Source organism: Psychrobacter sp. UBA6291, from assembly GCF_002439405.1.
Classification (GTDB): Bacteria; Pseudomonadota; Gammaproteobacteria; order Pseudomonadales; family Moraxellaceae; genus Psychrobacter; species Psychrobacter faecalis.
This window is the reverse complement of the sequence record NZ_DJUD01000061.1, coordinates 65,173-77,079: the sequence shown is the minus strand read 5'-3', so window position 1 is coordinate 77,079 and position 11,907 is coordinate 65,173. Positions and strand designations below refer to the sequence as shown.

Below are 11,907 nucleotides of genomic sequence, written 5' to 3'. Positions count from 1 at the left end.
GAGTAAGATTTTTGGAACGGTATGGACTGTGAGCCATTGTTTAAATGGCTGTACGAGTATATGAAAAAATGGCAGGGTCGCCCGCATTGGGGCAAAGTGAATAAATTGAGCCGTATAGAGCTGCAAAGCTTATATCCTAAGCTAAATCGTTTTTTGGAGATACGCCGTGAGTATGATCCTGATAATGTCTTTATGAATAGCTGGCTTGAGCAAAAGTTTTGCCTTAAGCCCTTAACAGCTTAGCCATAAAAAAACAGCTCATAAAGAGCTGTTTTTTCATATTAAACCATTCAAATGTCTTACTTAGCGCTTAATAGAGTCATCATAGTTGGCTTCCAAACGCATGGCGCGTTGGTAGCTATCAATGCTCGTCAGTTGCAAAGCATAATGCGTGTTGGCATCGCGCTGATGGCTAATGATTTCATAAGGTTGCTCCAATTCTTCTAGTAGCCATAGCGTACGTAGTGAGCGTGATTGATTAAGATGATGTAAGCGAATCATGATGTCAGCCTTTTTGCTGTATTTTATATTAAGCGTTCAGTTTAGCCAGTAAGCGTTTGGCAGCTTCTTCTGATGAGGCTGGGTTTTGGCCGGTAATCAATAGACCGTCTTCGACGACATACGATTCCCAATCTGCGCCTTTTTGATAGTCACCACCATTGGCTTTTAAAACGTCTTCCAATAAGAAAGGTACGACGTCAGTGAGCTGTACACCTTCTTCTTCGGTATTGGTAAAGCCAGTAACTTTTTTACCTTTAACCAAATACTCACCATTGACTTTGACGTTTTTCAGCGCTGCAGGAGCGTGACAAACAAAAGCAACCGGCTTGTCTTGCTTAACAAAGCTTTCAATTAACTCGATGGAGTTTTTATCGACTACCAAATCCCATAATGGACCATGACCGCCTGGATAAAAGACAGAATCGAAGTCTTCGGCTTTTACGTCGGCAAGCTTTTTGGTATTGGCAAGACGCTCTTGAGCATCTTTGTCTTCTTTAAAGCGTTTGGTGTCTTTGGTTTGCGCATCTTCCGTATCGCTACTCGGATCGAGTGGTGGTTGACCGCCAGCAGGAGAGGCTAGGGTAATATTGACGCCAGCATCTAAAAAAGCATAGTAAGGGGCGGCAAATTCTTCGAGCCAAAACCCCGTTTTCTTGCCAGTATCACCTAATTTATCGTGTGAGGTTAGTACCATTAAAATATTCATAATTGTCCTTATTTATTATTGATATTGATGCTTGTTGGTATTCATCGTTAAGTATTGCTGAGAGATTCTATTGCTCTTAGCGTTGCGCTATTTAAAATAACCACTACTGAACGTCGGCAACTTTAACCACGGTTTTACCGAAGTTCTTACCGTCTAACATGTCAAAGAAAGCTTGCGGCGCTTGTGCTAAGCCATCGACGATATGCTCTTTGGTTTTAACTTTACCCGACTCAACCCATTCACCCATGGTTTTTAAGAACTCTGGGAAATGATCACCGTACTCTTCAAAGATAATAAAACCTTTGATAGTCAGGCGTTGGCTTAGGATAAGACCCATCAGCATACCGAGACGGTCTTTGCCATCAGGAAGCTCAGTCGCATTATATTGCGACACTAGACCGCACACTGGGATACGCGCATGGGCATTTAGTAATGGCAATACACCATCGAGTACTTTACCGCCAACGTTTTCGTAATAGATGTCGATACCATCTGGGCAAGCGTTTTTCAGCTGTTCGGCAAAGTCGTCGGCTTTATGGTCAATACAAATATCAAAGCCCAATTCTTCAACTGCATAGGCGCATTTTTCCGCACCGCCTGCCACACCAACGGTACGCAAGCCTAAATGCTTGCCGACTTGTCCGACCGTTGCGCCCACAGGACCAGTTGCTGCTGCGACGACTAAGGTTTCGCCTTGTTTTGGTTTACCGATATCGGTTAAACCCATGTAGCCGGTAAAGCCTGGCATACCAAGGACACCCAAACCATACGAAGGGTTGGACATATTCTTATCAAGTTTTAGCACGCCTTCGCCATCACTGACGCTATAATCCTGCCAGCCTGAATTTGATACCACCAAATCACCAACGGCAAATTTATCGATATTAGATTCGACCACTTGGGCGACCGTACCGCCAAGCATCACATCGCCGACTTCTAGTGGGTCAGCATAGCTTTTTGACGCGCTCATACGTCCGCGCATATACGGGTCAAGTGACATATAAACCGTGCGTAGTAGCATTTGCTTGTCATTAGGCGTTGGGATGTCGCTGGTGGTCAGCTCAAAGTTATCTTTGGTTGGGGCGCCATTCGGGCGGCTGGCAAGTTTGATTTGACGGTTTTGTTGCTGGTTTTGTTGTTCATTAAAGCTCATGTTAAAGCTCCTTATTCTAGTTATTATTCTAGTTATTGGTTTTTTAACGTTTTAAAATTCTTAAAGTCAGTAGCCATACTAAGGTGGATGGCTACCGATTGTTGTGGATAAGAAAGTTACGATGATAAGGCTTTAAATGATTAGGCTTTGCTCGTCACGGCGCGTTCTAAGATGCGGCGTGATACGTCTAAATCATTTTTACCATGTTCGCCCAATTTCACCATTTTGTGTGCTTCAAGTTGCTTAATAATAGGGTCAATCGCCGACTTATCTAACTCAGCATCTTCTAAGCTCACTGGCAAGCCAAGCTCGCGGAAGAAGTTCTCAGTATGCACAATAGCAGTTTCGATGATGGTATCGTCGTCTAAATCTGTATCTGTAATGTTCCAAACGTTACGCGCATATTGGAGCAATTTGTCTTTTTTACTGTCTTTAAGCTCACGCATGACTGACGGCAGTACAATCGTGAGCGTGCGAGCATGGTCAATCGCGTGTAGAGAAGTCAATTCATGACCAATCATATGCGTCGTCCAATCTTGTGGCACGCCCGTACCAATCAGACCATTCAATGCCATGGTTGCTGTCCACATGATGTTTTTACGCGTTTCTAAATTCTCTGGGTCGGCCTTGACCGCTTTACCTTCTTCGATAAGAATTTTTAATAAACTCTCAGAAAAGGCATCTTGCACTTTGGCATTAATAGGATAGGTAAGGTACTGCTCCATGACGTGAACAAAGGCGTCAGCGACACCGTTCATCACTTGGCGCTCAGGTAATGTCAAGGTTTTGGTAGGGTCCAAAATTGAGAATTTAGGGAAGGTAAGCGGGTTACCAAAGGGTAGTTTTGCTTGACGTTCACTATAGTTAATTACGCCGCCAGAGTTCATCTCAGAACCGGTCGCTGGAATGGTCAATACTGCGCCTAAATCAATCGCTGAGTCGATGTTTTTGCAATAGCTGGTCAATGCGTCCCACGCTTTTTCACGAGAAACCGTACCATCTGTGCTACCTTCTTCAGTTAATGAAGACACAAGGGCGACAAATTTACTGCCATCAATGACTGAACCGCCACCAACGGCCAATAAGAAATCAATATTATGCTCATTGACCATGTCAGCGGCTTTTAGCAGCGTGGTAAACTCTGGATTGGCTTCAATACCGCCAAACTCAAATACTTCACGGTTGCCGTTAGCACCTAGCGCATTTTTTACTTCATCTAAGGTGCCAGTACGCTGCGCTGAACCACCGCCATAAGTGATTAATACACGTGCATCGGTTGGCACCAGTTCTGACAATTTTTTGATTTGACCTTCGCCAAAGACGATACGAACGGGATTGTAATATTGAAAGTTATTCATAAAATTCCTAGTTGTTAATGAGAAGCTGTAAGGTGAGTTTTAAGAAGTGTGTAGGTTGTGAGCGCAAAAATTAGATCGTAGTAACTTTTGCTGTTTGAGCGTATTTTACATCAACTAGACCGGTCGTCTAGTAGTTTATTATTAATTTTACAAAACTATCGTATAACCGAAAATCGTCATTGATTAGCTAGCGGTCTAAATAGTTGCTCATGGAAATTCTGAATAATATTTAGCGACCAAGTTGCGAGGTGGTCATCAGCCAAACTTCTGCCAATGGTGTATCGGTTTGACTGATTTTAGCGATTAAGCTGGCACCTAACCACGCAAAGTACCAACGCTTAGCCATACTTTCAGCGGCGATATTATCAGGGTGAGGAATTGAACGATCTGCCCAGCCGGCTTTTATTTGCTCAGCAATCCAATTAACAGTTTGCTGATAACCTGCATACAAGGCTTTACGCATGGTTTCTGAGATATCAGCCACTTCAGCGCTGAGCTTAACTACCAAGCATTTTCCATGGTCGCAGCCGTTTTGCTGGGTGTCATACCAGTTCTGAAAATAGTTATAAATCTTTTGTTGCGCGCTAATATCTTCAGCTGCAATCGACTCTAAGCGCCTTTTATAGTTAGCAAAATAATGCTCGATGATGGCTTCACCAAAAGCTTCTTTTGAAGCAAAGTAATGATAAAACGAGCCTTTAGGTACCCCGGCAGTATCGAGTATTTGTTTGATACCGACAGCGGTAAAACCTTTTTGGGCAATAAGCTTATAACCTATCGCTAACAGAAGCGCCTTCGTATCGGATGGAATAGGGGTGGTAATATCAGACATGAAGAGGATGTTCTCCTTAGGGTATTATTTGGTTATGTAATCGAATGGAAATCAGTTAAATAGAAACCAGGGTTGAGAGCACTACTTTGACAATAGTTTTAAGCGTTACGTTTTCTCAACAATACATAATGATAAATTATTCTTGTTTTTGTACTTACTATGGTAGCATTAGACCAGTCGTCTAGCAAGTTACGTTTGGTAAGAAGGCTTTTATTTATTAACGCAACTTATAAATGAATTCTTTTATCAATGAAACCTTTTATCAACGTTGAGCAGCAAGTTTTTTGCACGATAGTTGTGCCGACTGTTTATACAACTGATAAAGCTTATTTAACTCAAATTTTTTATCTAAAAATGCTTTTTTTTAAGCAGGTATTTCAATAACAACTCTAAAATAAATAAGGATAATTATACCCCACTCTCAACTTATTTTTCTAAGGTATTGGTTTACTTAGTTTTTAAAATTTCAGTTAAAACAATTAGAATTTTAAATTCTATAAAAATCAAAAGCCTACGATAAGTTGAGATTGGCGTATAATTATGTCAACCGATACCAACAACACTCAGCAAAGCCCCTATAACGATTTTCATTTGCAATATATCGCCGGTACTTGGCAAAAAGGTCAAGACGATAGCGTCAATACCGATACCAATCCTTTTAATGGCGAAACCTTGGTAGAGATTCAGCAAGCAACCGATAAACAGCTCGATGAAGCTTTTCAGGCGGCAACCAAAGCACAGGCAGAATGGGCGAAGCAAACGCCAGCCCAGCGTGCAGCGGTATTATATAAAGTTGTCAATATTTTTGATGAGCGTCAAGAAGAAATCGTTGAGTGGTTAATTAAAGAGTCGGGCAGTACCCGTATCAAAGCCATGGTCGAGTTTGGTAGTGCGCGTGCGATTACGCTTGAAGCGGCTACTTTTCCTAACCGCATGCATGGCGAGATTCGCCCTTCTAATACGCCGGGTAAAGAGAACTTTATTTATCGTGAGCCGATGGGCGTGATTGCTGTGATTAGCCCATGGAACTTTCCTCTACATTTAACCCAGCGTTCTATTGCGCCTGCGTTAGCCTTGGGTAATGCCGTGGTGCTCAAACCTGCCAGTGATACGCCGATTACTGGCGGTCTACTATTGGCAAAAATATTTGAAGAAGCGGGTCTGCCAAAAGGGCTGCTGAGCGTGGTCGTTGGCGCAGGTAGCGAGATTGGCGATGCGATTGTTACTCACGATATTCCAAGCTTGGTGTCATTTACTGGTTCAACGGCGGTTGGCAAACATATCGGCGAGCTTGCTAACGGCGGCGATTATATAAAGCAAGTGGCGCTTGAGCTTGGTGGTAATAGCCCGTTTGTGGTGTTAAAAGATGCCGACATCGAGCAAGCTGTGAAGGCGGCTGCCTTTGGTAAATTCCTGCATCAAGGTCAGATTTGTATTGCTATCAATCGCATCATTGTCGAAGACGAGATTTATGATGATTTCGTTGAGCGTTTCTTAGCGCATGTAAAAACCCTAAACGTGGGTGATCCTAGCAAGGCAGATACCGCGGTTGGTCCTATTATTAACAAGAAACAAGTCGAATCGCTACAAGAAAAAATCGCCAAAGCGCAGGAAGAAGGCGCTAAGATGCTATTAAGTGGTGAGATTAAAGGTCAGGTAGTGCCGCCGCATATCTTTAGTGAAGTGACGCGTGAGATGGACTTATCCTGTAACGAAGTTTTTGGCCCTGTGGTTGGTGTCATTCGTGCCAAGGATGAAGACGATGCGCTGTCAATTGCCAATGACTCTATGTATGGTCTATCGAGTGCGGTCTTTACCCAAGATATGGAAAAAGGTCTGCGTTTTGCGCGCGGTATCAAAGCGGGCATGACCCATATCAACGATATCTCGGTCAATGATGAAAGCAATGCGCCGTTCGGTGGCGAGAAAAACTCTGGTATCGGACGCTTTAATGGTGAATGGATATTAGAAGAATTTACCACTTTGCATTGGATTTCAGTACAGCATAAACCACGTGAGTATCCGTTCTAATCAACGTATTTTGGTTAGACGTATTCAATTAAACGTACTGCTATGAAAAAAGACCGCCTTGATGGTGGTCTTTTTTCTTACTAATAATGTCGTGACTCTAAAAGTTGATTATTCTAATGTTGCTTAGTATGAAAACCCAATAACGCTTCGATTTCCTCGATAGACATACGGCGGGTCAGTGCTTGCTCTTCTACCGTCAAGCGATTGGCGTGCTCTTTAATCATGGTATGGATACTGCGCGCGACCTCTGATGTCGTGGCATAATACATTTGTGGTTGTTGTTCGGTCAGTAGGGTTAAAAAACGATTAACAATTTTACGTTTTTCAATTGGTGCATGTGCTTCTGTCATGACATTCTCCTCAAGGTGGACCATTTATGTAGTCAAATTAGCCGTGGTCACTATTGATGATGGTAATAATGAAAGCAAATATCAAGGTGCTGGCTACTTTAGCGCTTAGTTCGTAGCGCGTCGCTTTTAGAATTTACATTTATACCGCCGTAAATTCGCCGATATCAGTCATTTGCGATAAGTTATTTAATAGCCGTGGTTTAGCATAAATGATAGAATATAGATTAATATAATATAAGTTATCTAGTGTAGCGCGTTATATGAGTCAAAGGTGTATATAATAAGTGCGTTAATTCATCGTAACAGTCATATAGTTTCAGTTGTATTATGTATAACATTCATTTAGAATATATCTTTAAGACATACCTTCTAACTTTGACTATAAGAAGTCTGTTATGCAATCAATCAATTTACCTACCAAACCGCCAAGCTCGCCGCATCCTATTCTTAACCTGAGCTTTCGGATATTTTTTAGTGCCGCGGCTTTGTTTGCCATTATCACAATGACTCTATGGGCGTTTGTGTTTACCGGACACACGGATATCGATGCGCAAACGTTAAATCCGCTGTATTGGCATGGTCATGAAATGATTTATGGCTATGCGCTGGCAGTCGTGGCGGGATTTTTATTGACCGCAGTGAAAACCTGGACGGGTGTGATGATGCCACATGGTTATAAGCTGCTCGGTATCTTTATGTGTTGGTTGCTGGCACGCTTGGGCTGGGTAGCTTTCGGCCTCGGTATCACGGTTGCTGGTAGCGGGGCAGCCTTACTATATGCCGCGGCGATATTTGATTTATTATTTGTCGGCTGGATGGCATTTGTGATTTCTCGGGCAGTGCTACAAGTGAAGCAATATAAGCAGATGGGTATTTTAGCCAAGCTTACGCTTCTAACACTCGGTAATGCGCTATGCTATTGGGGCATTATAAGCGCCAATATGAATTTGACCAAGTTAGGTATCTATTTAGGCTTTTACCTGATTATCGGCCTAGTGTTGACCATTGGTCGCCGTGTGGTGCCGTTCTTTATCGAGCGTGGTTTAAGTATTCCAAACGCTAAAGGTGAAAAAGAAGAAGTCACAGTACGTAATAATAAAGCACAAGATATCGCAAGTTTGCTGTTTTTCTTTGTTTTTTTCCTCGTTGATTTATTTTACCCCAATAAATACTTGCTGACCATCAGTGCCCTTGGGGTCGCAGTGGTCAACATCGTGCGCTTGGCCGGCTGGTATCATCGCGGCATTTGGCAAAAACCGCTTCTATGGTCGTTATATATCGCGTTTTTAGGCATGTGTCTGAGTTTTGTGTTATACGCACTACAGCCATGGCTCGGTTACAGCCACAGTATCGCCGTCCATGGATTATCCATCTCTGGCGTTGGTATGATGACAGTGGCAATGATGGCGCGGGTATCGCTCGGTCATACAGGTCGCAGTATCCATCAACCGCCCAAAATCGTCAATCTTATGTTTGCACTGATGGTGCTGACGTTTGTCAGTCGAGTATTTTTACCATTGGTCGATATGAGCCATTACTTATTATGGATTATGACGGCGCAAGGTGCTTGGATTGCTTGTTTTGCACTATTTTGCATCAGTTATTTACCGATGCTGGCACGCCAACGGCCAGATGGCTTATTTGGTTAATAAGGTTTTGACGTGATCAACGTTATTTTACAACGTCAAGTTAATATTCATCTCAAACAGGGGAGCGCAAAAAATGCGACTGACCAACTATAGTGATTATGCGCTGCGCTCATTAATATATTTGGCGATTAAGCCTGAGCCGCATCTATTGGCAAACATCAGTGATATTGCCAACAGCTACAATATTTCTAAAAGTCATTTGACCAAGATTATCCACCAACTGGGGCAGCTTGGTTATATCGACAGCGTACGCGGTAAAAATGGCGGTATTCGCTTGGCTTGTCGGCCAAAGGATATCAATTTGGGCGTATTGATTAAGCAAATTGAGCCAGATTTTAATTTGGTTGAATGTTTTTCGACTGATTTATTAGTAACTGCCAAACCCGATGCTAATACTAATAGCACGGCGAATAGTCCGGTTATTAGTGAAGACAGCGGGGTCGCCAAAGATTTGGCTTTGACGCTTATCGACGAAGAGGCCAGTGCGGTGGTCAAATCAGGCTGTATCATTAGCCCTGTCTGTCAGTTAAAGCAGGTATTTTTTGAAGCGCTGACTGCTTTTATCAATGTCCTTGAGCGCTATACACTGGCGGATATTATCAGTAATGAGTCAGAATTGGCTGAGCTATTGTTTTATAGAAATAACCTCAATGGCTTTGTAAAATAGAAGCTTTATATAGTCAGTGCAAAATAAAAGCGATACGTTATAGCTATGTGCGACTGGTATAAATTTTCCTTGCTTGCTGTTATCACAGAGGCTACGAAAAATTCATCCCAGTCGCACTGTATCAATTTTAAAGTGATTCTACTATATATAAAATCGCCATAAAAAAAGGCTGCCCCACTAGTAATAATATGGGTAGCCTTTTTTATTATCAATTTCTAATTCATTCAACTTAAGCATCTAAACGTTTAAGCTTTTTCAAGCTTCGGACGTGCTTTATCAATAGCTTTTAATAAGGCTTTTTCAAACTCGCCTTCCTTAAACTTCACCAAATAAGAATGCGCGGCGCAAAAATTACGCACTTCTCGCCATTCGTGGGCAAGATTGGTCGCCCAATCGCAGTATTGCTTGCCAGCATCAGGCTTATCTTTGAGCGCTTTTTTGGTGGTTGGGTGCAATAGCAGCTCAGGCAACACCGCTTCTAGGAGTTTGGTTGGCGGACTCATAAAGGTGTCATCGACGTGTAGGCTTTTACTGGCAGGATGAAAGGCCAACAGCGACCCTGCATGAATCATCTCATTAGGTGAGATATAGTGAATGCCTTCTGACATAGAAAACTTTAGCTCAGGATAACGCTTGGCGACGGCCTCGCTTTCGACCAAATCGTCTGCCCATTGCACCTCAGGGATTTTTTTATGATGACGGCAACTGCCATAAAAAGTCGCTTGCGGGAAATCTTTTGCCATCTGCGCGCAGTGAATCGTATGAAAAGGATGGACGTTGAGCACGGCTTCGACATCTTGCCCATTATTGGTTAAGGCCATTACCTCATCGCGTACGTCGCCGGTAAGCTCATAGCTATCTAAAAAGACAAAACGCCCTGAATCTAACTTAATCAGTGAGCATTGAGTACCTATATTAAGGACGCCGCCTATGCGAAACGTACCGCGAATATTCCAAAATCCTGCGCCTAAATCATGTATTTTATCGGTCATTAATATTCTTCCTTAATCATTATTTTATGAGTTTTTTTAATTGTTAGTCATAGCAATAAATATGGATAGTTTTTGATTATGGTTTTTTAAGCATGCAAAGTCTGTAAGCAAAAGGATATCAGCACTATAAATATGTAAGTTTGAAAAAGATGAAGGAGAAAAAGTATTAAATACAAGGCAATTTAAGAGCAGTGCTTATCCACAATCTTTATAATGGTAAGCGGATATACGAGGGCTGCTACCATAGTTTTCGTTATGGCATAAAAATTTATCGAAGCGAGTATCACCATTGATGTAGCGATGCATCCAAGCAATACCCGGTTTGCTGAGTAATCTCTCATTAAAGCGATAGCTTGGACAAAAGTGGCTGCCGTTTTTTATTTCAATCTTCATTTTTGGCCCAGCAGCATGATTATAAAACGGACTGCTGTACTTCTTATTAGAGGCAATGCGGTCATTTTGGCAGGTAATAAATAACGCGGGCGTGTCCATAATGCCGTAGTCTTTATCATGATAAGGCGTTTGCGGAATAATGGCGCGAACGTCACTGCGCTGGGTTGCTAACTGCAGCGCGCCACCACCGCCCATTGACCAGCCGATGGCGCCCAAACGTGTGCTATCTATTTGCGCACCTACCGTACTGTCGCTAAGAATATGATCGAGCGCAGCGCTCAACTGCGTTGCACGGCTATTTGGGTCATCATAAATAGAGTTGGTGTCGATAGTAATCACCACAAATCCCCAAGATGCCAGACGCGGACCCCACCATTTAATCGATGCTTCATAAGACACATAACCGGGAATCACTGCGATGCCGCCTAACAGGCCGCAGTCTCCAGCATTGGTAGGATAATGAATGGTGCCGCCGCCAAAGCCATTTGCTAACTGACGAGGAATGGCTTTACTTGCCACCGTAAAAGGACCATTATCACGCGTAGCTGATAGCTCAGCTGCGGTAATGACACTATCAGCGATACAGTTTGATCTGGAGGCTGTAAATGTGGTGGTGGTCAAAGTTGCTTTACTTGCAGGCACTTTGGCTAATGATGCAGGGGTTAATAATATTTCGTTTGAAGTCGCTTTGGTTGCTGTAGTTGGTAAGGTAATGGTTGATTGCTCTTTAATTGAAAAGGTTTGAATTGAGTCTGTTGGTTGTGCTGCGACTGCTGCCATATTCACAGAAATAATCAGTGTGCCGGTTAGGGCAATCAATCTTAGATAAAAAGGGTTGTTTAACATGATAAAGGGTCTGTTAGATGATGGTTGGTTTTAATAGCAAAGCAAAATAATAGTAGACAGTAATCTATTCGCTGTCAAAAATAACAGTCACCTCTACAGTGCTAAAACGGCTTTTATAAAGCGGCATTTAAAAAGCTGGCGTGAATAACATACCGAAACCTGAGTCTGGTATTTGCTGTGATAAAATCACCAATCAGCCATCTTTTTATAGTCAGTTATAAGTTTTATGCTAGGCATGATGTAATTGCTACCACTTATTTCTATCACCCATGCGTCATTTAGTACGAGCCAGCACAAAAGTCAGCTCTAGCTAAAAAAGCACTCAATATAGTAAGTCATACTTTGAACAATCATATAAATAACAGTATAAATAATGATAGCGATGTTAATGGCAAAGCCGCTGGTATTAGCCAAGATAATAGCGTCAGC

12 protein-coding genes are annotated in these 11,907 nt (G+C 42.4%); 4 read left to right on the top strand and 8 right to left on the bottom strand.

Annotated elements, in window-relative coordinates:
- Window positions 1-21: 21 nt before the first annotated feature.
- Window positions 22-243, top strand: a complete 222-nt coding sequence (locus tag B3R91_RS10665; RefSeq protein ID WP_223808446.1) for a D-arabinono-1,4-lactone oxidase — start codon at window positions 22-24, stop codon at window positions 241-243.
- A gap of 60 nt (window positions 244-303) precedes the next feature.
- Here the strand turns inward: B3R91_RS10665 and B3R91_RS10660 are convergent, their stop codons facing one another.
- From B3R91_RS10660 to B3R91_RS10640, 5 genes are all read right to left on the bottom strand, one after another.
- Window positions 304-501, bottom strand: coding sequence for a hypothetical protein (locus B3R91_RS10660; RefSeq protein ID WP_414707563.1), 198 nt, complete (start codon window positions 499-501; stop codon window positions 304-306).
- Window positions 502-529: 28 nt separating this feature from the next.
- A complete protein-coding gene (locus B3R91_RS10655; protein WP_286797577.1) occupies window positions 530-1,207 on the bottom strand; it encodes a type 1 glutamine amidotransferase domain-containing protein in 678 nt (225 codons plus the stop codon).
- Between the two features lie 103 nt (window positions 1,208-1,310).
- Window positions 1,311-2,360 (bottom strand): NADP-dependent oxidoreductase, encoded by a 1,050-nt coding sequence (locus tag B3R91_RS10650; RefSeq protein ID WP_068405639.1) that lies wholly within the window; start codon window positions 2,358-2,360, stop codon window positions 1,311-1,313.
- Window positions 2,361-2,500: 140 nt separating this feature from the next.
- On the bottom strand, window positions 2,501-3,718 hold the full coding sequence (locus tag B3R91_RS10645) for an iron-containing alcohol dehydrogenase (RefSeq protein ID WP_144296300.1): 1,218 nt from the start codon (window positions 3,716-3,718) through the stop codon (window positions 2,501-2,503).
- A gap of 229 nt (window positions 3,719-3,947) precedes the next feature.
- Window positions 3,948-4,550 carry a TetR/AcrR family transcriptional regulator gene (locus B3R91_RS10640; RefSeq protein WP_201590991.1) on the bottom strand — a complete coding sequence of 201 codons (603 nt, stop codon included), beginning with the start codon at window positions 4,548-4,550 and terminating at the stop codon, window positions 3,948-3,950.
- 540 nt (window positions 4,551-5,090) lie between these two features.
- Here B3R91_RS10640 and B3R91_RS10635 point away from each other — a divergent pair.
- Window positions 5,091-6,581 (top strand): aldehyde dehydrogenase family protein, encoded by a 1,491-nt coding sequence (locus tag B3R91_RS10635; protein ID WP_286797576.1) that lies wholly within the window; start codon window positions 5,091-5,093, stop codon window positions 6,579-6,581.
- 113 nt (window positions 6,582-6,694) lie between these two features.
- Here B3R91_RS10635 and B3R91_RS10630 read toward each other — a convergent pair whose 3' ends face one another.
- Window positions 6,695-6,931, bottom strand: coding sequence for a hypothetical protein (locus B3R91_RS10630; RefSeq protein WP_144296297.1), 237 nt, complete (start codon window positions 6,929-6,931; stop codon window positions 6,695-6,697).
- A 395-nt stretch (window positions 6,932-7,326) separates the two neighbouring features.
- Between B3R91_RS10630 and B3R91_RS10625 the strand changes: the two genes are divergently transcribed.
- On the top strand, window positions 7,327-8,580 hold the full coding sequence (locus B3R91_RS10625; RefSeq protein ID WP_068405625.1) for an NnrS family protein: 1,254 nt from the start codon (window positions 7,327-7,329) through the stop codon (window positions 8,578-8,580).
- A gap of 73 nt (window positions 8,581-8,653) precedes the next feature.
- A complete protein-coding gene (locus B3R91_RS10620; RefSeq protein WP_144296295.1) occupies window positions 8,654-9,247 on the top strand; it encodes an Rrf2 family transcriptional regulator in 594 nt (197 codons plus the stop codon).
- 245 nt (window positions 9,248-9,492) lie between these two features.
- Here the strand turns inward: B3R91_RS10620 and B3R91_RS10615 are convergent, their stop codons facing one another.
- Together B3R91_RS10615 and B3R91_RS10610 are read right to left on the bottom strand one after the other, a co-directional pair.
- Window positions 9,493-10,239, bottom strand: a complete 747-nt coding sequence (locus tag B3R91_RS10615) for a hypothetical protein (RefSeq protein ID WP_286797575.1) — start codon at window positions 10,237-10,239, stop codon at window positions 9,493-9,495.
- 195 nt (window positions 10,240-10,434) lie between these two features.
- Window positions 10,435-11,478 carry a dienelactone hydrolase family protein gene (locus B3R91_RS10610; protein WP_286797574.1) on the bottom strand — a complete coding sequence of 348 codons (1,044 nt, stop codon included), beginning with the start codon at window positions 11,476-11,478 and terminating at the stop codon, window positions 10,435-10,437.
- Between the last annotated feature and the right edge of the window lie 429 nt (window positions 11,479-11,907).

Excerpts from the sequence above, each read along its gene's own strand:
- B3R91_RS10610 (WP_286797574.1), bottom strand. The coding sequence starts at position 11,478 with ATGTTAAACAACCCTTTTTATCTAAGATTGATTGCCCTAACCGGCACA.
- B3R91_RS10635 (WP_286797576.1), top strand. The coding sequence starts at position 5,091 with ATGTCAACCGATACCAACAACACTCAGCAAAGCCCCTATAACGATTTT.
- B3R91_RS10655 (WP_286797577.1), bottom strand. The coding sequence starts at position 1,207 with ATGAATATTTTAATGGTACTAACCTCACACGATAAATTAGGTGATACT.
- B3R91_RS10625 (WP_068405625.1), top strand. The coding sequence starts at position 7,327 with ATGCAATCAATCAATTTACCTACCAAACCGCCAAGCTCGCCGCATCCT.
- B3R91_RS10620 (WP_144296295.1), top strand. The coding sequence starts at position 8,654 with ATGCGACTGACCAACTATAGTGATTATGCGCTGCGCTCATTAATATAT.
- B3R91_RS10645 (WP_144296300.1), bottom strand. The coding sequence starts at position 3,718 with ATGAATAACTTTCAATATTACAATCCCGTTCGTATCGTCTTTGGCGAA.
- B3R91_RS10665 (WP_223808446.1), top strand. The coding sequence starts at position 22 with ATGGACTGTGAGCCATTGTTTAAATGGCTGTACGAGTATATGAAAAAA.
- B3R91_RS10615 (WP_286797575.1), bottom strand. The coding sequence starts at position 10,239 with ATGACCGATAAAATACATGATTTAGGCGCAGGATTTTGGAATATTCGC.
- B3R91_RS10630 (WP_144296297.1), bottom strand. The coding sequence starts at position 6,931 with ATGACAGAAGCACATGCACCAATTGAAAAACGTAAAATTGTTAATCGT.
- B3R91_RS10640 (WP_201590991.1), bottom strand. The coding sequence starts at position 4,550 with ATGTCTGATATTACCACCCCTATTCCATCCGATACGAAGGCGCTTCTG.
- B3R91_RS10650 (WP_068405639.1), bottom strand. The coding sequence starts at position 2,360 with ATGAGCTTTAATGAACAACAAAACCAGCAACAAAACCGTCAAATCAAA.
- B3R91_RS10660 (WP_414707563.1), bottom strand. The coding sequence starts at position 501 with ATGATTCGCTTACATCATCTTAATCAATCACGCTCACTACGTACGCTA.